Source organism: Streptomyces sp. NPDC056987 (assembly GCF_042673865.1).
Lineage (GTDB): Bacteria > Actinomycetota > Actinomycetes > Streptomycetales > Streptomycetaceae > Streptomyces.
Genome location: NZ_JBHURV010000007.1, coordinates 105573 through 128141, shown reverse-complemented (window position 1 = coordinate 128141; position 22569 = coordinate 105573). Strand labels below are relative to the sequence as shown.

Here is a 22569-nt window from a genome sequence, read left to right as displayed (position 1 = left end):
TTCCCCCACACGACCCTCCGGTCACGAGGGACGATGGCCCTATGCGTAAGGACCGATTCCCCGTACTCTTCGCCGCCCCTGCCGTCGCCCTCTCCCTGGCGCTGACGGCCGGCTGCGGCACGAACGACGAAAAGACCCCCGAGGAACCGAAGACGGTCACCGGGAGCCTGGAAGAGATCGCCTCGAAGGCGGAGTGCGACCCCGAGATACAGCATCCGTCCGAGGAGTTGCGGCAGGCCAACTGCACGACGGAGGACGGGAGGTACGTGCTGGTCACCTTCGCGACCGACCGCGGGCTGCGTGAGTGGATCAACGAGGCCAAGCCGTACGGGGGTTCGTACCTCGTCGGCAGGAAGTGGGTCGTGTCGGGCGACGCGAAGGTGACGGAAGCGCTGCGCGGCCGGCTCGGCGGGACCGTGGAGACCGGCTCGTCGCACCAGTCTGGGGGCACCGGTGGCGGTGGGGGGAGCGAGGACCACTCGGGTCACAACAAGAGCTGACCGCGCAGCGCGGGTCTTTGTGGTGGGGGGATCTGCGCCGGGGCGGAGGCCCTGTCGGGGTCCGGTGGGACGAGGAGGGTGGCCCCTCCTCGTCCCACCGGACGGCCCGCCGCCTGCCGGACTGCTACCGGTGGCTCACTTGCACTTCTGACCGGTGTTGATGCAGTCGACCATGGTGTTCATCAGGTTCTCGTCGAAGACGTTGATGAAGTCACCGTGGTCGGTGATGGGCTTGTGCAGCTGCTCCGGGAAGGAGTCCACCGCGAAGCCCGGCCCGGGCGGCACGTCGTAGACGATGCGCTGCTGGAGCTGCGGGATGGCCTTGAAGCCGTTGCCGCAGTTGCCGTTGGCGTCGGCGAACGCCACGTGGGTGCGGTGGTTGGCGCTGTCCGCGTTCACACCGTCCCAGCAGCTCTGGAACTTGAACGTACGGACGACCTGGCTGTTCTCGGGGCAGATCGGGTACTTGTCCTTGAGCTGGCGGTCCTCGAACCCGGTGCAGCTCCAGGACGCGTTGGCGTTGGCGTCACCGTTCACGAACGCCTTGGCGTCACCCGTGATGATCCGCATGAGGCGGGGCATCGCCGTGACCTTCGACTTCGGGTTGCCCACGAAGGTGTTGGTGACCTGCGACGGCGTCTGGATGATGCCGGCGTTGCCTTCCTTGCCACCGCCGTCCTCGTTGACGTCGGCCTCGTCCTGGCCGTTCTGGAGCCGGATCACCGGCCAGAAGTACGAGGACTTGTCACCCTGGTTGGCGCACGAGGTGTCGGCGGCCGCGAGGCTCTCGTCGGTCGCGAACGCGTCGTTGGCCTGGTTGCCGATGTAGTCGTGCATGTGGTGGGCGCCGTTGCTCACGCCCGGGGCGACGATGACGTTGTCCGAGTTGAAGATCTTGTTCTCGTTGCGGCCGCAGTCACTGGAGAACGTCCCCTTCGATCCGCCTCGGCCGTTGCGGGCCTGCTGGACGTTGGGCTGGACGGTCGTGATGTCGACGAAGTCGGAGGCGTCGGGGCCATTACCACCCTGGCCGCCGCCCGCACCGCCGTTCTGGCCGCCGTTCTGGCCTTGGTCCTGACCGCCATTCTGACCGCCGTTCTGGCCCTGGTCCTGGCCACCGCCGCCGTTCTGGCCGCCGTTCTGGCCCTGGTCCTGGCCGCCGTTCTGACCGTTGCCCTGGCCGCCGTTCTGGCCGCCGTTCTGGCCGTTCTGACCGTTGCCCTGGCCGCCGTTCTGGCCACCGCCCCGGCCGCCGCCGTTACCCGCGTTGGGGTTGTTGTCGGCGCGCAGCGAGCAGGCGGAGAGTGCCTCCAGCCCCTGCGGCTTGGTGCCGACCCGGCCCATCGCGATGGAGATCCGGTCGAGGGCCGCGACCCGCTTCGCCTTCAGCGGGCCGAGGATGGCGTTGTTGGCGTAACCCGAGTCCTGCTCTATCGCTCTCTTCTCGCTGGCGAACCGCGCGTAGGCCTCGGTGATCTGGGTGTCCATGTTGGCCAGTTCACGGTCGACCTCGGCCCGGGCTGCTTCGGGCACCTGCGTCAGCTTGTTCGACGGGTCCGGGCAGCTGATGGTCGACAACGTCTGTGCCGCGTTCTGGGTTTGCTGCGAGGACTTGCCCTCGCCCGCCGATGCGTAGACATTGACCGCTGCCAGACCACCCCCGCCCAGGAGCAGGGCAGCCCCGGCGACGATCGCCCGGTTTGCCACTGTGGAGCGTTTTCTCGATGTGCGTGACATGGAACTCCTCAAGCTTCGTTGCCGGTTACAGGAAAATCGCGGCAGGGGGAGAAGCGAAGCGCTCCGTTCCATACGGGCCTCAAACGTGGGGTGTTCAGAGGCTCGTGGAATTCATAGAAATCTCCATCAACAAACCGGGCGCATGCCCCTCATTCGGACCTGCCGCCCGGTCTGAGGAAGCCGCGGCCCGTTCTGGCGGTGCCGTACCCGGGGCCGCCGGAGCCATGGCCCGGTCCGCCGCGGCCGTGACCCGGTCCGCCGGAGCCGCGGCCGCCTTCCAGATAGGCGAGGACCGCGAGCACCCGCCGGTTGTCGTCGTCCGACACAGTCAGGTCCAGCTTCGCGAAGATGTTCGACGTGTGCTTGGCCACCGCCCGCTCCGTGACGACGAGTTGGGCGGCTATCGCGGCGTTCGAACGCCCCTGCGCCATCAGCTCCATGACCTCGCGCTCGCGCGGCGTCAGCCCGCCGAGCGGCGCGTCCCGCTCGTGCCGGGAGAGCAGCCGGGAGATCACCTGCGGGTCCATCGCCGTACCGCCCGCCGCGACCCGGCGTACCGCGTCGATGAACTGCTCCGCGTCGAAGACCCGGTCCTTCAGCAGATAGCCGACCGCGCCGGCGCCGTCGGCCAGCAACTCCCGTGCGTACAACTGCTCGACGTGCTGGGAGAGCACGAGGACGGGCAGCCCGGGGCGGGCCCGCCGCGCCGCGAGCGCGCACTGCAGGCCCTCGTCCGTGTGGGACGGCGGGAGCCGGACGTCGACGACGGCGACGTCCGGCTCCAACTCGGCCAGTGCGGTGGTCAGTTCGGGCCCGGTCTCGACGGCCGCCACGATCTCGAAGTCGTACGCCTCCAACATCCGGACCAGTCCGTCCCGCAGGAGGAAGAGGTCTTCGGCTAGGACAACTCGCAAGGTAGCTCCATGGTCACCATGGTGGGACCGCCCGCGGGGCTGCTGACGGCCAGGATGCCGTCGAATGTACCGAGCCGCCGCTGCAGACCGCTCAGCCCGGATCCGCCGCCGACCGAGGCGCCGCCGCGGCCGTTGTCGGTGACCGAGATCCGCAGCATCCCGTCGGCGTACGAGATGTCGACCCAGACCCGGTCGGCGCCCGCGTGCTTGACCACATTGGTGAGCGTCTCGCTCACCGCGAAGTACGCGGCCGACTCGACCGGCGCGGGGGCCCGGCCCGGGAGTTCCACCTCCACCTCGGGCTCCAGCGGCATGGGCAGCCGCAGCGCCAACTCCTTCACGGCGTCCCCGAGTCCGCGCTCGGCCAGCACCGGCGGATGGATCCCGCGCACCAGGTCACGCAGCTCGGTGAGCGCGTCCGCCGAGGACTGCCGCGCCTTGCTGATCAGCTCCTTCGCCTTCGCGGGGTTCTTCTCGATCAGCGCCTCGATGGTGCCCAGGTCCATGCCCACCGCGACCAGCCGGGCCTGCGCTCCGTCGTGCAGATCGCGCTCGATGCGGCGCAGCTCGGCGGCCGAGCTGTCCACGGCGTCGTGCCGGGTCTCCGTGAGCCGCTCGATCCGCTCGGTCAGCGCGTGGCCGGGGGCGGGGGCCAGCAGGGCCCCGGTCAGCCGGAAGTGCAGGCGCAGCAGAGCGGGGCAGTAGCGCAGGCCGATCCCGAACAGCACCAGGCCGAGCGCCCCGGCGGCGAGACCGGTCGCCTGGCTGGTGACCGGGATGAACGTGTACCAGTACGTGCTCCCGGCGAAGGGCCGCCACAGCCCGGCCGCCAGAAGGAACCCCTCCACGGGGTAGAAGAGCAGCGCGGCCGTCAGCAGCGCGGTGACGGAGCCGGCCGTCATGTCGACCACCAGCCACTGGAGATCGCGCCAGGTCGCCGGATCCTTGAGCATCAGGGTGCAGCGCTCCACCTGGCCGGTGAGCCCGGTCCGCGGGTCCGGCGGGAAGGGGCGGTACGGAACCGGGATCCGTACGTCGGACCAGGCGGCCGCGAGCAGCCGCCGCCGGTTGGTGTAGGCACGGAGCGCGGTGAGCACGGCGGGGGTGGTGAGGACCCCGACCCCGATGGCGACGAGGGCGATCGAGACGACCGTGACCGCGAAGAAGGTGATCGACCCGGCGAGGGTGAGCACCGACAGCGCCAGCCCCCGGACGGCCGCCAGCGCCGCCTCACGCGGCCTCGGCCGCCGGGCGGCCGAAGCGCCGTCCTTGCCGTCGGCGTCGGCCTTGGCCTTGCCTTCGCCCTTGGACTTGTCCTTGCGTGTGTCCCCGTCCCCCGCTTTGCCGGTGCCCCTGTCCCCGCCCCTCGCCCTGTCGGCGCCCGTGGCGCTGCTCGTGGCGTCGGTCATGGCGCTCTTCGTGGCGCTGCTCGCGGCGCTGTGCGTGGCGCTCTGCGTGGCGCGGTCCATGGCGGTCTCTCCCCTTCGCGGCCGGACGGCCCGACGGCGCCCGGCGTCCCGGTCTCCCCCGGTACGACAACCAGTCTGACCGGAGCGACAGGCAGGAGACAGCCGGTCCGCACCCGGCCCGGGGTGTACCCAGCACCACCTCCCGGAGCAGCCGCGGCTTTTGTGATCTGCCGCCCCGCGCTCCGGGATGGCACCATGTGCGAACCATGACAGAGACCGGATCGCCGCTCCGCGCCGTGCGCGCCGCTGTCTTCGCGGCCGTGTGCGTGCCGCTGGCGGCGGTGGGACACGCGCTCACCTCGGGCGCGTCCGGCCACGCGATCTCGGCGCCGGTGCTGCTGGAGGCGTACGGGACGACCGCGGGCGCCGCCTGGCTCGCGGGCGGGCGGCGCCGGGGCGCGCTGTCGATCGGCGCCGGGCTGCTGACCTTCCAGGGCCTGCTGCACCTCCTCTTCGCCGGGGCGCTGCCGTGGGTCGGATCGGCCGCCTCCCGGCACACACCGCACGCCGACGGCGGCGCGGGCATGGCCATGGGGTCCGCGGCGGAGCCGATGCCGGGTCAGGCGCCGGGCTCGGGAGCGGGCTCGGGCTCGGGACTGGACGTGGGGCTGGGGGAGTTGTTCGGCGGTTCCGCCGCGATGCTGGCCGCCCACTGCGTCGCGGCAGCGGTCTGCGCCCTTTGGCTCGCCCAGGGGGAGGCCGCGTTCCTCCGGCTCGCGCGCGCCGTCGGCGCCCTCGCCTTCACCCCGCTCCGGCTGCTCCTCGTCCCGGTACGGCTGCCTGCCGGGCCCCGGCTGATCCGGCCCAGGACCGGCACGTTCCGCGCGCACCGCTTCCGGGGGGTCGTCCTCGCGCACACGGTGTCCCGGCGCGGGCCGCCCGCGTCCCGTACCCCCCGCGCCACGGCCCCCGGAGCCGTCGCCACCACCGCTGTCTGACGCGGAGGGACGGCCAGGGGCCTTCCGGACCTGCCGGTTTTCCCCGACACCTCGGTCTCTCCGAACCTCGGTCTCTCCGACTTTCGGTCTCCCGAACTTTCGGTTCGCCGACTCTTCGGTCTCCCGAGTTCGTCGGTCCCCGGACGCTCCGGCCTTCCCCGTGCCGATTTCCAGCGCCTAGGACAGTCATGGCCATTGAAGACCCCGTACAGGGGAACGACACGAACGACACGTCCGGCAGAACCCCGGACGCCACCACCTCGCCCGCGCCCTCGCCCGCCCCCACCTCCCTCTGGAGCGCGCTGCGCCCGCTCGTGCTCCGGCTGCACTTCTACGCGGGGCTGCTGCTGGCGCCGCTGCTGCTGGTGGCCGCCACCAGCGGGTTCCTCTACTCCCTCTCCTACCAGGCGGAGAAGGTGATCTACCGCCACGAGCTGCGCGCCCCGGTGGGCGACCGTACGGTCCCGCTCTCCGAGCAGCTCGACGCCGCCCGCACCGCCCACCCGGAGGGCACCGTCACCTCCGTACGCCTGCCGTCCGAGGAGGGCGCGACCACCCGGGTCCTGATGTCCACGCCCGACAGCGAGGAGTTCAAGTCCCTCGCCGTCTTCGTCGACCCGTACACCGCCGAGGTGCGCGGCGAGCTGACGAGCTACGGCAGCTCCGGCGCCCTGCCGGTGCGCACCTGGCTCTCCGAGGTGCACCGCCACCTCCAGCTCGGTGAACCGGGCCGTATCTACAGCGAGCTGGCCGCGAGCTGGCTCTGGGTGGTGGCCCTCGGCGGGCTGCTGCTCTGGACCGCCCGCAAGCGGGCCTCGAAGCGCGCCCTGGTGGTGCCCGAGCGCGGTGCCACCGGGCGGCGCAGGACGCTCTCGCTGCACGGTTCGCTCGGGATGGTCGCCGTGACCGGGCTGGTGCTGCTCTCCGCCACGGGGCTGACCTGGTCCACGTACGCGGGCGAGAACATCACCGCGATCAAGGACCAGCTCGGCTCCGCCACTCCGGCCGTCTCCGCGGCCCTCGACAGCGGCGGTGGCGACGGTACGGGGTCCGGGGCCGGTACGGGCGGCGGCGGCCACGAAGGCCATGACATGGCGGACATGCCCGGCATGGAGGGCATGAAGGGAACCGACGTCGGCGTCGATCTCGCGGTGGTCGCCGCACGCCAGGCCGGGCTGGACGGCCCGATCGCCGTGACGCTGCCGACCGAGGGCAGTGGCTACGTCGTCGCACAGATCGACAACCAGTTCCCGGTCCGGCTCGACTCGGTCTCCGTCGACCCCGCCAACGGGAAGATCATGGACGAACTCCGCTTCGCCGACTACCCGTTGCTCGCCCAGCTCACCCGCCTCGGCATCGACGCGCACATGGGGGTCCTGTTCGGCCTCGCCAACCAGCTCCTGCTGGCCGCCCTCGCCCTCGCGCTGATCGTCCTCATCGTCCTGGGCTACCGCATGTGGTGGCTCCGCCGGCCCACCAAGGAACGCCGGCTGAGCGCTGGCAGGGCCATGCCGCGCGGCGCCTGGCGCAAGGTCCCGCCGCGCCTGCTGGTGCCGCTCGGGGTGGCCACGGTGCTGGTCGGCTGGTTCCTCCCGCTGCTCGGCATCAGCCTGCTGGTGTTCCTCCTGCTGGACGGCGCGCTGGGGCTCCGGGCCCGCGCACGGGCGGCGCGCACCTGATCAGGAACTGACGCCACGCCGTGCGCCGCCGCCCCGCGTGATCCGACCGGTCCCTCCGGCCCGGTCAGATCACGCGGAAGAGGTCGGCCGCGGCGTGGACGTCGGTGAGGTCCTCGACCGTACGGAGGTTGTCGCACAGGGCGTCCAGCACCGAGTCGGTCCTGGCGGCGCGCGGGGCGCCGACGGCCACGCCGAAGACACGGAAGCCCAGCCGGTGCTTGGCGTCGTTCCAGCCGCGCATCCACTCCTCGGTGACACCGCACTCGTCGTCGGTGATCATCACGATGTCGCCGCGCGTACGGGCGGCGTCGTTCAGCTCCTCCTCCAGCAGTTCGCGGGCGGCCGTCAGAGGTGTCTGGTAGCTGGTGCCGCCGCCGAGGAAGGTCTCCGCGAAGTCGAGCACCTCGGTGATACCGGCGGGTCGGGCGGCCGGGAAACGGAAGACCTGGATCTTGCCGGCGGCGGAGAACAGGATGCCGGCGAAGTCACGCCTGGCGTGGCGGGCCTGATCCAGCAGCGCCAGCGCGCACGCCTTCGCCCACGCCTCCCGGGTGACTCCGCCCGGCCCTTCGATGTACATGGAGTGCGAGGTGTCCACGCACGCGATGACGGCGCCCCGGCCGGTGGCCTGCTCTCCCAGGCTGTCGTAGAGCATCAGTTCCCCGGCGGCGTAGCGCGCGGCGAACACCGCGCGCAGCTCGGGCAGCCCGAGGTTGGCCAGCTCGGAGGGGATGACGCGGGACAGGTCGTCGCCGAGCGTGACGCCGACCAGCTCCCCGGGGGCGTTCTCCACCTTGCGGGCGCGCTCCCCGTCGGCCATCTGCCGGAAACGGCCGATCAGTTCGGCCCACCGTGCGAGCCGGCCGGTGCGCAGCCGCTCGGCGAGCCGGGCGCGCCGGCCGAACGGCATCCGTTCCAGCTCGCCGGGGGCGACGCCCCACGCCCGCAGCAGCGCGGCCTCCTCCCGTACGGCCTTCGCGGCCTGCGCCGCGGCGCTTCCCGCGGCGGCCCGGATGCCGGGGGCCGCCGCCGCGAGGGCCCGCGCGGCGTCCTGGGCGGCCTGCCGGGCGGCGGCTCCGGCGGTCTCGGCAGCCGCCAGGGCCTGCTCCACGGCGTCGGCGGCCGGGGCGGGTACGGTGCGGTCCCCAGGGGGCCTGTCCGGACCGTCCTCGCGGGTCGCGGCCTCGCCGTCCTCGCCGTCCTCGCTGTCTTCACCGTCTTCACTGTCGTCGCGGGTCCGGTCCTCACCGGCGGCGTCCTCACTGGCCGTGTCCTCACTGGCCGTGTCCTCACCCGTCCGGTCCTCAGCGGTTCCGGCGGTCTCGTCGGCGGCCCGCCGGAGCGCCTCGCCCACGGCGGCCGCGGCGTCTTCGGCGTCCTGCCGTGCCCGCTCCGCCCGCTCGGCCTGGCCCCGGGCGTCCCGGGAGCCTTCCAGGATCCGACGCAGCGCGGCGGCCTGGGCGAGCACGGCCATGGCGGCGGCGTACGGGTCGCCGACCGTCTCCCGGCGCAGCTCGGCGAAGTCCGGTGACTCCACCAGTGCCGTGATGACCTCGTGGTTGACCAGCCGGGAGGGGGCCATCCCGGCGCGCTCGCGCAGCCGCGGACCGACCTTGTACGCCGCCGTGAACACGTCGGCCAGGAGATCGGTGGCGGGGGCGTGGCCGTACCGCTCGGTCAGCTCCCCGGCCAGCTCGCGCAGCCCGGCCGACTGTTCGTAGGTGTCGCGCCAGGCGATCCGGTCGAACCGGTCCGCGACCACGGCCGCGGTGTGCCGCTCGGGCGCGGCGGCGGACAGGCTCAGCCATGTCCCCGCCCGGCTCACCAGCTCGTCGAGCCTGCTCGGTGTCGTGTCCACGGTGCTGGATCCCCCGGAGTTCAGAGCTGTGCCTGGACCATGCTCGCGTCCATCCCGAGGGCCTCGGTGAGAACGCGGGCGCGGACGGCGCGCTGGCGGCGGTGGAGCGGCCGGCCCCCGCCGCCTCCCCGCGCAGCTGCTCCAGCCGCTTGCCCGCCGTGGCGAGCTGGTTGTGGGCCTTCTTGATGACCCACTCGCTCAGGGCCTCGCGGGACTGCCCGGCCATGGCGTCGAGCTGGGCCTCCAGTTCGTCGATCGCGTCGGCCAGGTCGAGCGCCTCCTTGGCGTCGGGACTGACGAGTTGCAGCACCTCCCGCTCGACGGCCGGCCGTTCGGCGGGGGAGTTCCACAGCACATGGGTGAGGACCGGCAGGTCGGTCTCGGTGACCGCCGGGCGGCCGTCGAGGTACGCGGACGCCTGGAGCAGGCCCACCGCCTGACGCCAGCGGCGGTCCGAGGCGACGAGTTCCTTGCGGCGCAGGGCGGCCCGGAGCGTACAGACCGCGTCCACGATCACGTCGGGGACGTCCACGGCCGGGACGGCTTCGGTCACGGCCTGCTGCAAGGCGGCCAGCTCGACCGTGGTCCGCACCGGTGCCACGGGGCGGCTGACGGCGGAACGCACCAGCGCGGCGAAGTTCGAGGGATCCGCCAGGTAGCCGACCTCGATCCGCACCAGCAGCCGGTCGTAGATCGCGGCCGTGTCCTCGCCGACGGGCAGTTCGTTGCTGGCCGTGATGGCCCCGATCAGGGGGCAGGGGATCGGCTCGCCGCCGCTCTCGGGGTGGTAGATCCGTTCGTTGAGGTAGCCCAGGGTCTCGTTGAGGGCCGCGGTGGAGCACTTGAATATCTCATCGATGAACGCGACGTGGGCGGTCGTGGCGCGCCCGTCGTAGACCTGGCGGTACTCCCCGCGGGCCAGCGCGGCGACGTCGACGGGACCGAACATCCGTGTCGGCGCGGTGAACTTGGAGAGGAGGATCTCCCAGTAGGCCGCCCCCTCGATCCTGCCGGTGAGCTCCCGGGCCATCGCGGACTTCGCCGTTCCCGGCGGGCCGAGCACCAGCGAGTGCTGCCCGGCCAGCAGGGTCACCACCAGCGTTCGCACCACGTCGGCCCGCTCGTAGAAGCGGTCGGACAGCTCGTCGCTGATCGCCCGCAGCCTCTTGGCCGTGTCCTGCGGGTCCGGTGCGTCCTGGCTCTGCGGCTCCGGTCCGTCCTGCGAGCTCATATCCAACTCCTCACCTCTGACACCCGGTTGGGCCGACGCGGGGATGGTCTCAGAAAGGCCGCGCACGCGGAGAAGCCCCGCGGCTCCGGATCCCGGACCAGCGGGGCTTCTCCACGTACACGTAAATCAGGGGATGTACTTGTAGCCCACGCGCCGCACGGTCTGGATCGTACGGCGGTGGTCCGCGCCCAGCTTGCGGCGCAGCCGCGCCACGTGCACGTCGACGGTCCGGCCGTCGCCCACATGCCCGTAACCCCAGACAGTGGTCACCAACTGGTCGCGGGTGTGCACCCGGTGGGGGTACGCCACGAGATGCGCGAGCAGTTCGAATTCGAGGTACGTGAGATCGAGCTGCCGCCCGTCCACGACCGCGGTCCGCCGGACGCCGTCGATCAGCACGGGCCCGCCGCCCGCCGAAGCAGCGGCGGAGGCGGAGGTGGCAGCGGCCGACGTGGCGGCAGGGGCCGGGGCGGGGACGGCGGCGGGGGCGGAGAGGGCCGCGACGGCTCCGGCCGGGTGCTGGTCGGCCGGTACGAGCACGAGGTAGCCGATCATCGGCGGCTGCCCCGGCAACGACGGCAGGGAGTGCTGGGGCGCGGGCAGCCAGGTCGCGCCCGGCGGCAGGAAGTCCACCACCTGACCGACGGGGACCCCGGCCGGGGCGGGGGCACCGGATGTCTCGTCGCTGTCGACGGCCCGGAGCCGGTGACGGCCGGGCGAGGGGAAGGGACCGGGAAAGGAGGAGAGGGAGTTCGCCATGAGGGGTCAGCTCTTTCGCGCGGAGGACTCGCCGAGACGTCGGGTCGACGAGGACGGACGGGACGTACGTCTGCGCGGCGGCCGAAGGCCGGAAAGGCTTTAGAGGGCCGGCGCGTTCCTCACGCGGCAACACACCCGGTCGAAGTCATGATGCTGCCGGGACGGCCAGAACGGCTCCAGGTCGAAGAGACCCGTCGCGGTGTACTGGAAGCTGGCCATGAACCCATTGAAGCAGATGACGGGGGAGCGCAGCAGCCTCCTCACCTCATTCCGGACGCCGGAGGGGGTGGGCGCCACACGGCACCCACCCCCTCCGGGAACGTTCCTGCGGGGGGACCGGCGTCCCCTCACCGGACTTCCTAGACCTGGCCGGCCTTCTCCAGGGCGCTGCAGCAGGTGTCCACGATCAGCCGCGTGACCACGTACGGGTCGACGTTGGCGTTCGGGCGGCGGTCCTCGATGTAGCCCTTGCCGTCCTTCTCGACCTGCCACGGGATACGGACCGAGGCGCCGCGGTTCGAGACGCCGTAGCTGTACTCGTTCCACGGGGCGGTCTCGTGCAGACCGGTCAGCCGGTCGTCGATGCCCGCGCCGTAGTTCTTCACGTGGTCGAGCGGCTTCGAGCCCTCGCCCAGCGACTCGCACGCGGTGATGATCGCCTCGTACCCCTCGCGCATCGCCTTGGTCGAGAAGTTCGTGTGCGCGCCCGCGCCGTTCCAGTCGCCCTTCACCGGCTTCGGGTCCAGCGTCGCGGAGACGCCGAAGTCCTCGGCGGTGCGGTAGAGCAGCCAGCGCGCCAGCCACAGCTGGTCGGAGACGTCCAGCGGCGAGAGCGGGCCGACCTGGAACTCCCACTGGCCCGGCATGACCTCGGCGTTGATGCCGGAGAGACCGAGACCGGCCTTGAGGCAGTTGTCGAGGTGCGCCTCGACGACGTCACGGCCGAAGATCTCGTCCGAGCCCACGCCGCAGTAGTAGCCGCCCTGCGCGGCGGGGAAGCCGCCCTCGGGGAAGCCGAGCGGACGGGCGCCCTTGAAGAAGGTGTACTCCTGCTCGATGCCGAAGATCGGCTCCTGCGCCGCGAACTTCTCCGCGACCTCCGTCAGCGCCGCACGCGTGTTGGACTCGTGCGGCGTCATGTCGATGTTCAGGACCTCGCACAGGACGAGGACGTCGTCCCCGCCGCGGATCGGGTCGGGGCAGGAGAAGACCGGCTTCAGCACGCGGTCGGAGGCGTGGCCCTCGGCCTGGTTGGTGCTCGAACCGTCGAAGCCCCAGATGGGCAGCTCGGCGCCGTCGCTGAGGATCTTCGTCTTCGAGCGCAGCTTCGCGGTCGGCTCGGTACCGTCGATCCAGATGTACTCAGCCTTGAACGTCACGGGGCCTCATCCTTTGCGGGTGCAGCAGGTTTGACCCGAAGCCTCGCAATGTGTGATTTCCCCGCCGTTGCCCTTCCATGAACCACGTGTTACTCGGGCTCATTTTGTGACGTTTTCGTGCTGTGAGGTTTCGCCGCGCGTACTCCGGGTCACGGGTGCCCTCCCTTCTTGATCGGGGGTTCTTCCGCCCTGCCGGGTTCACGCGTCACACTGGCGCGCATGGACAAGCCACGCATCGGACTGCTCGGCACCGGCCCCTGGGCGGAGCGTACGCACGCCCCCGCGCTCGCCGCCCACGACGGGGTCGTATTCAGCGGCGTCTGGGGACGCCGCCCCGAGGCCGCCGCCGCGCTCGCCGGGGCGCACGGGATCACCGCCCACTCCGGCGAGGTCGGCCTCGACGCGCTCTTCGCCGAGAGCGACGCCGTCGCCTTCGCGCTGCCGCCGGACGTCCAGGCGCCGCTGGCGGCCCGCGCGGCGGCGGCCGGCTGCCACCTCCTGCTGGACAAGCCGGTCGCGACGACCGTACGGGGCGCCCGCGAGGTCGCGGACGCGGCGGCGGCCTCCGGGGTGGCGTCCGTCGTCTTCTGCACCCTGCGTTTCGCGCGCGACACGGCCGAATGGGTGGACGAACAGTCGGCAAAGGGGGGCTGGTTCACGGCCCACGCACAGTGGCTCGGCGCGCTCTACGCGCCGGGGGAGGAGAGCCCGTACGCCGAGTCCCCATGGCGCCGCGAGAAGGGCGGGCTGTGGGACGTCGGCCCGCACGCGCTGTCCGCGCTGATCCCGCCGCTGGGCGATGTGACAGCGGTGACGGCCGTACGCACCGAACCGGACCTCACCCAGCTCGCACTCCGGCACGTGTCGGGCGCGGCCAGCACGGTGACGCTCAGCCTGAGCGCGCCGAGGGCGGGCGCCGGCACGGGAGTGGAACTGCGCGGCACGCACGGTGTCGCGGTGCTCCCGCAGGGCTGGGGCGACCCGGTCGGCTCCTTCGGTACGGCGATCGACGCGCTCCTGGAGTCGGTCCGTACGGGCGCGCCGCACGCGTGCGACGTACGGTTCGGGCTCCGGCTGACGGAGATCCTCGCGGAGGCGGAGTCCCAGATGGCCGCGGCGGCGGCAGCTGCGGGCACGGGGCCAGGGGCGGCGTCGGGGGCGGCGTAGCCGCTGCTCCTCGGCCGACTGCTCCTCTGTTCCTCAGTCGACGTGGAGGATCCGGGCGCCCCGGTCCGTCCGGTCGCTCTCCTGCACGTGCTCGACCCGGTCGCTCCGGTCACTCCGGTCGTTCACGTCACTCCGCTCGACCACGCCGTTCCGTTCGGCCTGCCCGCCGACGCAGACCGCCGACGCCTGCCGGTCCGTGCGGGGCGTCGGCGCCGCCGTGTCCCCGGCCGGAGCCGTCAGGGCCACCAGCGCTGTCGAGCCGGCCAGCAGGGCGAGCGTTCCCCGGCTGAGGGCGGTCGTTTGACGAGGCACGTGGGGAGACTCCTGTCCCCGGCCCCGCGGCAGGCGGGCCGGCTGGGTTCCGGATGCCGATACGTACGCACCGCGGGACCGCCGGGCTCAGCGCCACACGAGCAACATGCGTCACAGGCACCACAGTTCACCGGCCTCACCTGCCGGAGCGGGAGGCCTCCGTCACCGCTTGAGGGCGTCCCGTACCGCCTCGTCCGTGCGCGCCACCACGGCCGTACCGTCGTCCGCCGTGATGATCGGCCGCTGGATCAGCTTCGGGTGCGCGGCGAGCGCCGCGATCCAGCGCTCGCGCGAACCGGCGTCCCGCGCCCACTCCTTGATGCCCAGCTCCTGCGCCGCGGCCTCCTGGGTGCGGGTGATGTCCCACGGTTCGAGCCCGAGACGGCCGAGCACCTCCCGGATCTCGTCCTCGGACGGCACGTCCTCCAGATACCGGCGGACGGTGTACGAGGCACCCTCCGCGTCGAGCAGGGTGAGCGCGCCACGGCACTTGGAACAGGCGGGGTTGATCCAGATCTCCATCTTCCCGAGCCTACCTCCAGGCACCCCTTCCACACCCGTCAAACCGGGTCTGGCCAGGGGCGATTGTCAGTGGTGGGCAGTAAAATGGAGGGAGTTCGTGAGGGTCCCACCACCACGCCGGGAGGCTGACGATGGCTGTTGCCACCATCACGGAGAACTCCGCCGAATCCGCGCCGACCCCATCCGTTCCGTCCGCTCAGCGCAAGCGCTCCGCCCCGTCCTCCGCCGCGTCCGTCACTCCGACCGTACTCAAGCGCAAGCCGCTGCCCGCGGGCCGCCCCCGGGAGTGGTACGAGAGCCACAACCGCCGGCTCAAGGCCATGCGCCTCGCCATCGCCCTGCTCGACTCGGGCGTGTATCACCCGTCGAGCGCGCCCAACCGGCGGATACGGAGCACGGCGGCCCGGATCGGGATCCACCCGCCGTCCAACACCACCTGCCGCATGGTGCGCGAGCTGATCCGCTAGCGGACCCGACGGCAGTGGCGGCGGCCGCCTCCCTCATGCTCCGAGGCGCCGCCGCCAGCGAACTTCGCCGTCGTGCCACTCATCGGTGGGGCTCAGTCCGACCGCCGCCGCGACCGCGCCGGACGCCCGATGGCCGGGATGGATATGGGCGATCACCGTCCCCACGCCCTGCTTCGTCAGCCACCCCACCAGCCCTCGCGCCGCCTCCGTGGCGAACCCGCGCCCCTGCCACGCGGTCCCCACCACCCAGGACAGCTCGGCGACCGTCTCGTCCCGGAGGGTGCGGTGCGGGGTGACGGTCGCCTGGACCGTACCGGACAGCTCTCCCGGGCCCGCCCGCTCCGTCAGCACCCAGTTGCACCAGGAGAAGGCCGGATCGGGCGAGCCGGCGACCAACCTCGTGTACCGACGGCGGAGTTCCTCCGCCGTCGACGGTCGGCCGCCGATGAACGCGTGCAGCGCGGGGTCGGCGAGCACGCCCGCCATCTCCTCCGCGTGCTCGACACACAGCGGCAGCAGCGTCAGCCGCGGCGTCTCGATCACGGCGGTCCGTACCGGGGGAACGGCGGTCACGACGGCTCCCGCTCCAGGTCATCGCCACCCGCCGCCGGCTCCGCCGCGTCGGAACCCGCACCTGGGGGCCGGAGCCAGGGCCGCATCCGGACGGTGTGCAGCCGGCCATGCCGGAGCGCGAACTCCGGCAGCGATATCCCGAACTCGTCCGAGAGCGCGGCGAGCGCCTCGTACTCGTCATCCGGATCCAGCCCCAGGGGCTCCACCCCCGCCCCCTGGCCCTCCTCGTACGCGGGGAACAACTCCTCCGGGTCGAGCGAGTCGGGCAGCTCCCCCCACTGCTCGATCTCCTCGCCGCGCACCGTGAACCCGTACACGCGCTGCCCGTCCTCGGCGTACGAGAAGTGGAACGCGCCCGGCGGCGCGGAGAGCCGATCGCCGCGCTCGCACCACACCGTGACCGACTCGGCGCCGGCGGACGCCGATTCTCCGAGCCCGTTCAGCCGCTCCGGCAGCAACGCCTCGGAGAGCTGGGCGCGGCTCTCGTAGGCGAAACTCCAGCCGTCCCCGCATCGGCCGACCCGGGCGACGGGCCGCCGCTCCCTGGTCATCTCGTCCTCACCGGCCGGCGCCAGCAGCGGCCCCTGCCCTATCCGGCCGGCCAACTCCTCCGGCGGGACGCCCCGTACGAAGACGAAGCGGTAGCCGCCCTCCCGGTCGGCCGCCGGGGAGGGCTCGTCGGCGAGCCAGGCGAGCCCGTCGTCCCACGACGCCCCCTTGCCCTCTTCGACCCCGCCACCGGCACCGGATCCGCCACCGCCACCGGCACCCGCACCCACGCCCGTCTCCCGCCCCTCCGCGCCCCGGGGCGTCTCCAGCAGATACCGGCCGCGCTCCGGGGTGAGCACGGGCCCGAGCAGCGGATCGGCGAGCAGCCCGACCGGGCCGAGGTGCTCGTCCCCGTACGGCTCCCAGAGGGCCGCGGCCGCGGCGAGGGTGTCCCACGCCGCCTCGGTGTCCCCCCAGCGCGCCTGCTCCCGCGCCGCGTCCACCGCGGCGCCGAACGGCCCGGGGGCCTCGTACCGGAACGTACTCCCCGAGGTCCCGCGGTCCCGCGTCCCACCGCCGTTCAGCAGCGCCTCCACCTCGACGCGCAGCCCGCGGGCACGGGGCCTGCCGCACTCCTCCGCCTCCGTGAAGACCTTCAGGGAGGCGTCGGCCGCCGCACCGCGCAGACAGGCCAGCCGCGCCTCCTCGACCTCGGCGTCCAGTTCGCGCGTCGTGTCGTTCTCGAACCCCGGTGTGTTCCAGTACGCCCGGTGGAAGCTCCGGAACAGGGCCTGCATCAGCTCCATGAAAGATTCGTACCGGTCCGGGGCGTCGGACGAACCGGGCCGGTGGAGGTAGGCGGCCCACTCCCCGTCCGCGTTCACGTCCCCGGGATCGAGCAGAACCTCGGCCGGGCCCGCCGCCCCATCCACCGCCACATCCGACTCCACACGCAGTTGCAGCGCCCGGCCCCACGGACCGTCCGGGCCCCGCAGACCGCCCCGCTCCTGCGGATCCCCGTACCACCGCGTCCCCTCCGCCGTCCCCAGCAGCCGGAGGCCCGTCCCGGCGGGGCGCCAGCCGTCCGTGACGGCCAGGAACGACCGGAAGGTCGGCGGCAGCACCACATCAGGACCGAGCCGCTCCTCCAGCGCGCCGATCCGCTCGGGACCGGCGCCCGCGAACCCGAGCCACCACTCGCCCGACGCGTCCGGGCCCGGATCCGAGTCCGCCCGCGCACCGGGGGAGCCGGCCCAGTCCGCACTCCACCGCTCAAGGAAGGGACGCCAGTTGTAGGTCTTCATGCCGTTCATGGTGCCAGCGCCCACTGACAGTCCCCCCGCCCCGTCCTCGCCCGGCTGGCCGGGGCCGGCCGTCTGCGGCTAACCTGATCGGGAGTACGAAAGCGGCGGTGGGGCTCGCCGTACCGGAACCGCGGTGCGACCACCGCCAACGGTCCCTACTTGCGATGGAGCGCGCCCCGGCGCGGGCGCCCGGCGAGTAGGAGAGTGTTCCGCGTGATGCCCGAGATCGCGGTGGTGGCGCTGGGCGGCGTGATCGGAGCGTCGGTCCGTTACGGGGCCGGGCTCCTGTGGCCCACCGCCCCCGACGCCTTCCCTTGGACGACGCTCACCGTGAACGCGGTCGGATGTGCGGTGATCGGTGTGTTCATGGTGGTGATCACCGACCTGTGGACGGCGCACCCCCTGGTACGGCCCTTCTTCGGCACGGGCGTCCTCGGCGGGTTCACCACCTTCTCGACGTACGCCGTGGACATCCAGCGCCTGGTCACGCACGGCCGGGCGGGCATCGGCACGGCCTATCTGGGACTGACCCTGCTCGCCGCGTTCGCGGCGGTGTGGAGTGCGGTGTGGGCGACCCGCCGCGTACTGGCATGGAGGCAGGCATGACCGGACCGACGGGTATGGCACTGCGCCTGACGGTCTTCGTCGGCGAGACCGACCTGTGGCACCACAGGCCGGTCTACACGGAGATCGTCCACCGCGCCCACAAGGCGGGGCTGGCGGGCGCCAGCGTCTTCCGCGGCGTCGAGGGCTTCGGCGCCTCCTCGATGATCCATACGCAGCGGCTGCTCTCCCTCAGCGAGGACCTGCCCGTGGCGGTCGTGATCGTCGACACCGAGGAACGGATCAGAGCCTTCCTCCCCCAGCTCGACGAAGTGGCCGGCGAGGGCCTGGTGACGCTGGACCGCTGCGAGGTCGTCCGCCACGGGGGCCGGGAGGCACCCCGGTGAACTGGTTCCTGGTGGCCCTGGGCGCCGCCGTCGGAGCCCCGCTCCGCTATCTGACCGACCGCTCCGTCCAGCGGCGGCACGACTCGCTCTTCCCCTGGGGCACCTTCACCGTCAACGTGACCGGCTGCCTCGTCCTCGGACTGGTGACCGGCGCGATCACCGCGGGCGCGGCCTCCTCCTCCGTACAACTCCTCCTCGGTACGGGCTTCTGCGGCGCGCTCACGACGTACTCCACCTTCAGCTACGAAACCCTCCGCCTCGCCGAGGACGGCGCCCGCCTCTACGCCGCGGCCAACGTGCTCGCCTCGGTGGTGACCGGCCTGGGCGCGGTCTACCTGGGCGTCGCACTCGCAGGAGCCCTATGGCCCTAGGGGCGGCGCGCCGTCACTGACCGCGCCAGATGTTGTCGTACGCGGCTTCCTCGATGGACCGCCGCTGCCGTACGGCCTCCAGTTCCATCACCGCGTCGTTGACGGCGGCGAGCACGGTCACCACCGAGTCGTCCCCGATCTCCGGCGCGTCCTCCCCCTGCCCTTCCCCGATCCCGAGCGCGGCGGCGAGCGCCGCGAGAACCGGCTCACCCGACGCCCAGCGGGCGGCCGCGTGGCGGCGCGCGGGGGAGTCGGCCAGGGCCGTCCGGCCCGTACGAACGGGAAGCCAGCGGTGGCGTTCCCGGGTGAGCCCGCCCTCCGCCTCCAGAGCGGCGACGTAGACATCGGACAGCCCCTGGCCCCGCCGCCACAGCCAGTCCTCGACGGTCTCGTACGGCGCGTCCCTCACCAGCGCCGACGCGGCCTCGTCCAGCAGGCGGTCCGGCAGCGTCGACCGGCCGCCGGGCACGATGCGGTCGCCTTCCAGCGTCAGCGCCTGGGCGCCCGAGAGGTCGATCACCTCGGCCCCGGCGAGCACGAGCGACAGGTCACCCCGTTCCACGGGGCGGCCGGCCGCCACGTCCATGGAAACGATCAGCAGGTCACGCGGTGTGGTCATGAGCGGCTCCGTGTCAGAGGCACTGTGGCGGTCCTGGCCGACTCCAGTCTCCCCCGCGCAGCCCCGGCAGACCGGAAACAGCCCCTCCGAACGGCGGTTTCGCCTGTTCGAAGGGGCTGCCGGGGAGGCTTCGGCCTAGATGTCGGGCCTAGATGTCGAAGTACAGCTCGAACTCGTGCGGGTGCGGACGGAGCTGGATCGGCGCGATTTCCTTCGTGCGCTTGTAGTCGATCCACGTCTCGATCAGGTCCGACGTGAAGACGCCGCCCGCCTGGAGGTACTCGTTGTCCGCCTCCAGCGCGTCCAGGACGGCCGGGAGGGAGGTCGGGACCTGGGGGACGCCCGCGTGCTCCTCGGGGGCGAGCTCGTAGAGGTCCTTGTCGATCGGCTCGGCCGGCTCGATCTTGTTCTTGACGCCGTCCAGGCCCGCGAGGAGGAGCGCGGAGAAGGCCAGGTACGGGTTGGAGGACGGGTCAGGGGCGCGGAACTCGACGCGCTTGGCCTTCGGGTTCGAGCCCGTGATCGGGATGCGCATCGCGGCGGAGCGGTTGCGCTGCGAGTAGACCAGGTTGACCGGGGCCTCGAAGCCGGGGACCAGGCGGTGGTACGAGTTCACCGTCGGATTGGTGAAGGCCAGCAGCGACGGGGCGTGCTTCAGGATGCCGCCGATGTAGTAGCGGGCGGTGTCCGAGAGGCCCGCGTAACCCTGCTCGTCGTAGAAGAGCGGCGTGCCGCCCTGCCACAGGGACTGGTGGACGTGCATGCCAGAGCCGTTGTCACCGAAGATCGGCTTGGGCATGAACGTCGCGGTCTTGCCGTTGCGCCAGGCGACGTTCTTCACGATGTACTTGAAGAGCATCAGGTCGTCGGCCGCGGCCAGCAGCGTGTTGAACTTGTAGTTGATCTCGGCCTGGCCGGCGGTGCCCACCTCGTGGTGCTGGCGCTCGACCTGGAGGCCGGACGCCTCCAGCTCCAGGGAGATCTCGGCGCGCAGGTCGGCGAAGTGGTCGACCGGCGGGGCCGGGAAGTAGCCGCCCTTGTAGCGGACCTTGTAACCCCGGTTGTCCTCGACCGCACCGGTGTTCCAGGCGCCCGCCTCGGAGTCGATGTGGTAGAAGCCCTCGTTCGCCGTGGTGTTGAACCGCACGCTGTCGAAGACGTAGAACTCGGCCTCGGGGCCGAAGTACGCGGTGTCCGCGATGCCGGTGGAGGCGAGGTACGCCTCGGCCTTCTTGGCGATGTTGCGCGGGTCGCGGCTGTACTGCTCGCCCGTGATCGGGTCGTGGATGAAGAAGTTGATGTTCAGCGTCTTGTCACGGCGGAACGGGTCCACCCGAGCCGTCGACAGGTCCGCGCGCAGCGCCATGTCGGACTCGTGGATGGCCTGGAAACCACGGATCGAGGAGCCGTCGAACGCGAGCTCCTCGGTCGGGTCGAACGCCTTCGCCGGGATCGTGAAGTGCTGCATCACGCCAGGCAGGTCGCAGAAGCGGACGTCGACGAACTTGACGTCCTCGTCCGCGATGAACTTCTTGGCCTCGTCGGCGTTCTGGAACATCCAGCTCCTCCTCCTCCCGTCCCGGGGAGGGGCGGGGGTTATCGGTCGTGCGGCCAGTGCGGTGGCACACGCTGGACCCGACCTTAGGTTTCCGGGATTTCTCCAGCATGACCCATTTGTTTCGTCGAAGTTAACCAGCCAGGGTGTGTGCCGGGGGTACGACGGCTCCGCACGCGTACCCCCGCGCCCCTGGCGCCAACCCCGTCCCGGGGGCGCCGGCACCGCCGCAGTACCGTGGACGGGTGGACAACAGGCAAGTAATCGGATCGTGGCTCTCGGGGCCCCGCGCCGCGGCCGAGAACATGGGCGTCGACTTCGGCTACCGGGGCGAACGGCTCGGTCTGCCGGAGCGCGGCCCCGGCTCCGTCGCCCCGCTCGGGCGGCGCTTCGGCGCCCTCTTCGTCGACTGGGGGCTCTGCATGCTGATCGCATACGGACTCCTCGCCGACGGTGACTGGCAGGCATCGGGCAACTGGGCCCTCGGGGTGCTCCTCGTGCTCGGCGTGCTCACCGTCGGCACGGTCGGCTTCACGCCGGGCAAGCGACTTTTCGGCCTCCGTGTCATCGCCGAGGGCGGCGGGCGCCTGGGCTTCTGGCGCGTTCTCGTCCGTACGGTGCTGCTCTGCATCGCCATCCCCGCGCTGGTCTGGGACCGCGACGGCCGCGGGCTGCACGACCGCCTCGCGCGGGCCGTGCAGGTACGCGCCTGAGGCCGACAGGTACGCGCCTGAGGCCGAAGCGGGCGTACGGAGAGGCCGGGCGCGTATCCGGAGAGCCGGGGCATGAAGAGAGGGCGGTCGGAGAGTTCTCCGGGCCGCCCTCTTCTGTGGCTTCTGTGGTTTCTTCTACGGGTTCTTCTGTTGCCGCTCGGTTGTGTGCGGCTAGCGCATCTTTCCGCCGCGCGGCATCCGCATGCCCTTCGGCATCGGCCCCTTCGGCAGCGGCATGTTGCTCATCAGGTCGCCCATCGCCCGCAGCCGGTCGTTGGCCGCCGTCACCTGCGGGCCGGCCAGCACCCGGGGCAGCTTCAGCATGGTCGTACGGACCTTCTTCAGCGGCACCTGGCCCTCGCCGTCACCGACGATGATGTCGTGCACCGGTACGTCGACCACGATGCGCGCCATCTTCTTCTTCTCGGCGGCCAGCAGGCCCTTCACCCGGTTCGGGTTGCCCTCGCCGACCAGGACGATGCCCGCCTTGCCCACCGCGCGGTGGACGACGTCCTGGCTGCGGTTCATGGCGACCGCCGGGGTCGTGGTCCAGCCACGGCCGACGTTCTCCAGGACCGCGGCCGCCGCGCCCGGCTGGCCTTCCATCTGGCCGAAGGCGGCCCGCTCCGCGCGTCGCCCGAAGATGATCGCCATCGCGAGGAACGCCAGGATGAAGCCCAGGATCCCCAGATAGATGGGGTGATCGATCAGGAAGCCGATCGCGAGGAAGACGCCGAAGGTGACGATTCCCACACCACCGACGACAAGCCCGACCTTCGAGTCGGCCCGCCGGGTCATCTTGTAGGTGAGAGCGATCTGCTTCAGTCGCCCCTGGTTCGCAGCAGTGTCTGCGTTGTCCTTCCTCGCCATGCCCAGAAGTTTACGTGGCGTGGGAAGTGGCGGCAGACACGGCCTCCAGTACGTGCTCCGCCTCGACCCGGTCCTTGGCCCTGCGGCGGTCCTCCAGGACGGCCGTCCAGGCGTTGCGGCGGGCCGTGCGCTGGCCGGCGCTCAGGAACAGGGACTCCACGGCGCGCAGCGCGGTGGAGACGGACGGCAGGGT

The 22569-nt window shown here is 71.9% G+C and carries 22 protein-coding genes and 2 pseudogenes; 9 read left to right on the top strand and 15 right to left on the bottom strand.

What is annotated here, in order from left to right:
* Window positions 1–41: 41 nt before the first annotated feature.
* On the top strand, window positions 42–500 hold the full coding sequence (locus ACFTZC_RS10950) for a hypothetical protein (RefSeq protein ID WP_382888480.1): 459 nt from the start codon (window positions 42–44) through the stop codon (window positions 498–500).
* Window positions 501–635: 135 nt separating this feature from the next.
* Here ACFTZC_RS10950 and ACFTZC_RS10945 read toward each other — a convergent pair whose 3' ends face one another.
* The 3 genes and pseudogenes from ACFTZC_RS10945 to ACFTZC_RS10935 form a co-directional block, all read right to left on the bottom strand.
* Window positions 636–2237 carry a DUF1996 domain-containing protein gene (locus tag ACFTZC_RS10945; RefSeq protein WP_382888479.1) on the bottom strand — a complete coding sequence of 534 codons (1602 nt, stop codon included), beginning with the start codon at window positions 2235–2237 and terminating at the stop codon, window positions 636–638.
* Between the two features lie 269 nt (window positions 2238–2506).
* Window positions 2507–3151, bottom strand: a pseudogene (locus ACFTZC_RS10940) (LuxR C-terminal-related transcriptional regulator); the annotation flags it as partial.
* Window positions 3136–4620: a sensor histidine kinase gene (locus ACFTZC_RS10935; protein WP_382888478.1), complete on the bottom strand. Its 1485-nt coding sequence runs from the start codon at window positions 4618–4620 to the stop codon at window positions 3136–3138. The gene ACFTZC_RS10935 and the pseudogene ACFTZC_RS10940, both read right to left, overlap by 16 nt.
* A 206-nt stretch (window positions 4621–4826) precedes the next feature.
* Here ACFTZC_RS10935 and ACFTZC_RS10930 point away from each other — a divergent pair, with 206 nt between their 5' ends.
* Window positions 4827–5558, top strand: a complete 732-nt coding sequence (locus ACFTZC_RS10930) for a hypothetical protein (protein WP_382888477.1) — start codon at window positions 4827–4829, stop codon at window positions 5556–5558.
* Window positions 5559–5746: 188 nt separating this feature from the next.
* Window positions 5747–7237 (top strand): PepSY-associated TM helix domain-containing protein, encoded by a 1491-nt coding sequence (locus ACFTZC_RS10925; RefSeq protein WP_382888476.1) that lies wholly within the window; start codon window positions 5747–5749, stop codon window positions 7235–7237.
* 64 nt (window positions 7238–7301) lie between these two features.
* On the opposite strand, the gene ACFTZC_RS10920 is transcribed toward ACFTZC_RS10925, so the two are convergent.
* From ACFTZC_RS10920 to glnII, 4 genes and pseudogenes are all read right to left on the bottom strand, one after another.
* A complete protein-coding gene (locus ACFTZC_RS10920) occupies window positions 7302–9095 on the bottom strand; it encodes a VWA domain-containing protein (protein ID WP_382888475.1) in 1794 nt (597 codons plus the stop codon).
* Window positions 9096–9115: 20 nt separating this feature from the next.
* Window positions 9116–10326, bottom strand: a pseudogene (locus tag ACFTZC_RS10915) (AAA family ATPase).
* Between the two features lie 126 nt (window positions 10327–10452).
* A complete protein-coding gene (locus ACFTZC_RS10910; protein ID WP_382888474.1) occupies window positions 10453–11085 on the bottom strand; it encodes a winged helix-turn-helix domain-containing protein in 633 nt (210 codons plus the stop codon).
* Between the two features lie 359 nt (window positions 11086–11444).
* Entirely contained in the window at window positions 11445–12464 is a 1020-nt protein-coding gene (gene glnII, locus ACFTZC_RS10905; RefSeq protein WP_382888472.1) for a glutamine synthetase, read from the bottom strand.
* Window positions 12465–12683: 219 nt separating this feature from the next.
* On the opposite strand from glnII, the gene ACFTZC_RS10900 reads away from it, so the two are divergent.
* A complete protein-coding gene (locus ACFTZC_RS10900) occupies window positions 12684–13631 on the top strand; it encodes a Gfo/Idh/MocA family protein (RefSeq protein WP_382888471.1) in 948 nt (315 codons plus the stop codon).
* A gap of 33 nt (window positions 13632–13664) precedes the next feature.
* Here the strand turns inward: ACFTZC_RS10900 and ACFTZC_RS10895 are convergent, their stop codons facing one another.
* Together ACFTZC_RS10895 and ACFTZC_RS10890 are read right to left on the bottom strand one after the other, a co-directional pair.
* A complete protein-coding gene (locus tag ACFTZC_RS10895; RefSeq protein ID WP_382888470.1) occupies window positions 13665–13943 on the bottom strand; it encodes a hypothetical protein in 279 nt (92 codons plus the stop codon).
* Window positions 13944–14105: 162 nt separating this feature from the next.
* Window positions 14106–14465, bottom strand: coding sequence for an arsenate reductase family protein (locus ACFTZC_RS10890; RefSeq protein WP_382888469.1), 360 nt, complete (start codon window positions 14463–14465; stop codon window positions 14106–14108).
* 131 nt (window positions 14466–14596) lie between these two features.
* Here ACFTZC_RS10890 and ACFTZC_RS10885 point away from each other — a divergent pair, with 131 nt between their 5' ends.
* On the top strand, window positions 14597–14932 hold the full coding sequence (locus ACFTZC_RS10885) for a hypothetical protein (RefSeq protein WP_382888468.1): 336 nt from the start codon (window positions 14597–14599) through the stop codon (window positions 14930–14932).
* Between the two features lie 33 nt (window positions 14933–14965).
* Here ACFTZC_RS10885 and ACFTZC_RS10880 read toward each other — a convergent pair whose 3' ends face one another.
* Together ACFTZC_RS10880 and ACFTZC_RS10875 are read right to left on the bottom strand one after the other, a co-directional pair.
* Complete coding sequence (locus tag ACFTZC_RS10880; RefSeq protein ID WP_382888467.1) at window positions 14966–15505, bottom strand: GNAT family N-acetyltransferase; 540 nt, start codon at window positions 15503–15505, stop codon at window positions 14966–14968.
* Window positions 15502–17298 (bottom strand): SMI1/KNR4 family protein, encoded by a 1797-nt coding sequence (locus ACFTZC_RS10875; RefSeq protein ID WP_382888466.1) that lies wholly within the window; start codon window positions 17296–17298, stop codon window positions 15502–15504. The genes ACFTZC_RS10880 and ACFTZC_RS10875 overlap by 4 nt, the downstream gene beginning before the upstream one ends.
* Window positions 17299–17514: 216 nt before the next feature.
* On the opposite strand from ACFTZC_RS10875, the gene crcB (ACFTZC_RS10870) reads away from it, so the two are divergent.
* From crcB (ACFTZC_RS10870) to crcB (ACFTZC_RS10860), 3 genes are read left to right on the top strand one after another with little or no spacing between them, the layout of a single operon-like run.
* Window positions 17515–17904, top strand: a complete 390-nt coding sequence (crcB, locus tag ACFTZC_RS10870; RefSeq protein ID WP_382888465.1) for a fluoride efflux transporter CrcB — start codon at window positions 17515–17517, stop codon at window positions 17902–17904.
* Complete coding sequence (locus ACFTZC_RS10865) at window positions 17901–18248, top strand: DUF190 domain-containing protein (protein WP_382888464.1); 348 nt, start codon at window positions 17901–17903, stop codon at window positions 18246–18248. The genes crcB (ACFTZC_RS10870) and ACFTZC_RS10865 overlap by 4 nt, the downstream gene beginning before the upstream one ends.
* Window positions 18245–18619, top strand: a complete 375-nt coding sequence (gene crcB, locus ACFTZC_RS10860; protein ID WP_382888463.1) for a fluoride efflux transporter CrcB — start codon at window positions 18245–18247, stop codon at window positions 18617–18619. Before ACFTZC_RS10865 ends, crcB (ACFTZC_RS10860) begins: the two co-directional genes overlap by 4 nt.
* A 13-nt stretch (window positions 18620–18632) precedes the next feature.
* Here the strand turns inward: crcB (ACFTZC_RS10860) and ACFTZC_RS10855 are convergent, their stop codons facing one another.
* A complete protein-coding gene (locus ACFTZC_RS10855) occupies window positions 18633–19238 on the bottom strand; it encodes a GPP34 family phosphoprotein (protein ID WP_382888462.1) in 606 nt (201 codons plus the stop codon).
* A 148-nt stretch (window positions 19239–19386) separates the two neighbouring features.
* On the bottom strand, window positions 19387–20796 hold the full coding sequence (gene glnA, locus ACFTZC_RS10850; RefSeq protein ID WP_382888461.1) for a type I glutamate--ammonia ligase: 1410 nt from the start codon (window positions 20794–20796) through the stop codon (window positions 19387–19389).
* Window positions 20797–21038: 242 nt separating this feature from the next.
* Between glnA and ACFTZC_RS10845 the strand changes: the two genes are divergently transcribed.
* Window positions 21039–21506, top strand: a complete 468-nt coding sequence (locus ACFTZC_RS10845) for an RDD family protein (protein WP_382888460.1) — start codon at window positions 21039–21041, stop codon at window positions 21504–21506.
* A gap of 171 nt (window positions 21507–21677) precedes the next feature.
* On the opposite strand, the gene ACFTZC_RS10840 is transcribed toward ACFTZC_RS10845, so the two are convergent.
* Together ACFTZC_RS10840 and ACFTZC_RS10835 are read right to left on the bottom strand one after the other, a co-directional pair.
* On the bottom strand, window positions 21678–22376 hold the full coding sequence (locus ACFTZC_RS10840) for a DUF4191 domain-containing protein (RefSeq protein WP_382888459.1): 699 nt from the start codon (window positions 22374–22376) through the stop codon (window positions 21678–21680).
* Between the two features lie 10 nt (window positions 22377–22386).
* Window positions 22387–22566, bottom strand: coding sequence for a hypothetical protein (locus ACFTZC_RS10835; RefSeq protein ID WP_382888611.1), 180 nt, complete (start codon window positions 22564–22566; stop codon window positions 22387–22389).
* Between the last annotated feature and the right edge of the window lie 3 nt (window positions 22567–22569).

Bases quoted from the DNA above. Each gene is read 5' to 3' on its own strand.
- ACFTZC_RS10950 (WP_382888480.1), top strand. From the start codon at position 42: ATGCGTAAGGACCGATTCCCCGTACTCTTCGCCGCCCCTGCCGTCGCC.
- ACFTZC_RS10945 (WP_382888479.1), bottom strand. From the start codon at position 2,237: ATGTCACGCACATCGAGAAAACGCTCCACAGTGGCAAACCGGGCGATC.
- ACFTZC_RS10935 (WP_382888478.1), bottom strand. From the start codon at position 4,620: ATGGACCGCGCCACGCAGAGCGCCACGCACAGCGCCGCGAGCAGCGCC.
- ACFTZC_RS10930 (WP_382888477.1), top strand. From the start codon at position 4,827: ATGACAGAGACCGGATCGCCGCTCCGCGCCGTGCGCGCCGCTGTCTTC.
- ACFTZC_RS10925 (WP_382888476.1), top strand. From the start codon at position 5,747: ATGGCCATTGAAGACCCCGTACAGGGGAACGACACGAACGACACGTCC.
- ACFTZC_RS10910 (WP_382888474.1), bottom strand. From the start codon at position 11,085: ATGGCGAACTCCCTCTCCTCCTTTCCCGGTCCCTTCCCCTCGCCCGGC.
- ACFTZC_RS10900 (WP_382888471.1), top strand. From the start codon at position 12,684: ATGGACAAGCCACGCATCGGACTGCTCGGCACCGGCCCCTGGGCGGAG.
- ACFTZC_RS10890 (WP_382888469.1), bottom strand. From the start codon at position 14,465: ATGGAGATCTGGATCAACCCCGCCTGTTCCAAGTGCCGTGGCGCGCTC.
- ACFTZC_RS10885 (WP_382888468.1), top strand. From the start codon at position 14,597: ATGGCTGTTGCCACCATCACGGAGAACTCCGCCGAATCCGCGCCGACC.
- ACFTZC_RS10875 (WP_382888466.1), bottom strand. From the start codon at position 17,298: ATGAAGACCTACAACTGGCGTCCCTTCCTTGAGCGGTGGAGTGCGGAC.
- crcB (WP_382888465.1), top strand. From the start codon at position 17,515: ATGCCCGAGATCGCGGTGGTGGCGCTGGGCGGCGTGATCGGAGCGTCG.
- ACFTZC_RS10865 (WP_382888464.1), top strand. From the start codon at position 17,901: ATGACCGGACCGACGGGTATGGCACTGCGCCTGACGGTCTTCGTCGGC.
- ACFTZC_RS10855 (WP_382888462.1), bottom strand. From the start codon at position 19,238: ATGACCACACCGCGTGACCTGCTGATCGTTTCCATGGACGTGGCGGCC.
- glnA (WP_382888461.1), bottom strand. From the start codon at position 20,796: ATGTTCCAGAACGCCGACGAGGCCAAGAAGTTCATCGCGGACGAGGAC.
- ACFTZC_RS10840 (WP_382888459.1), bottom strand. From the start codon at position 22,376: ATGGCGAGGAAGGACAACGCAGACACTGCTGCGAACCAGGGGCGACTG.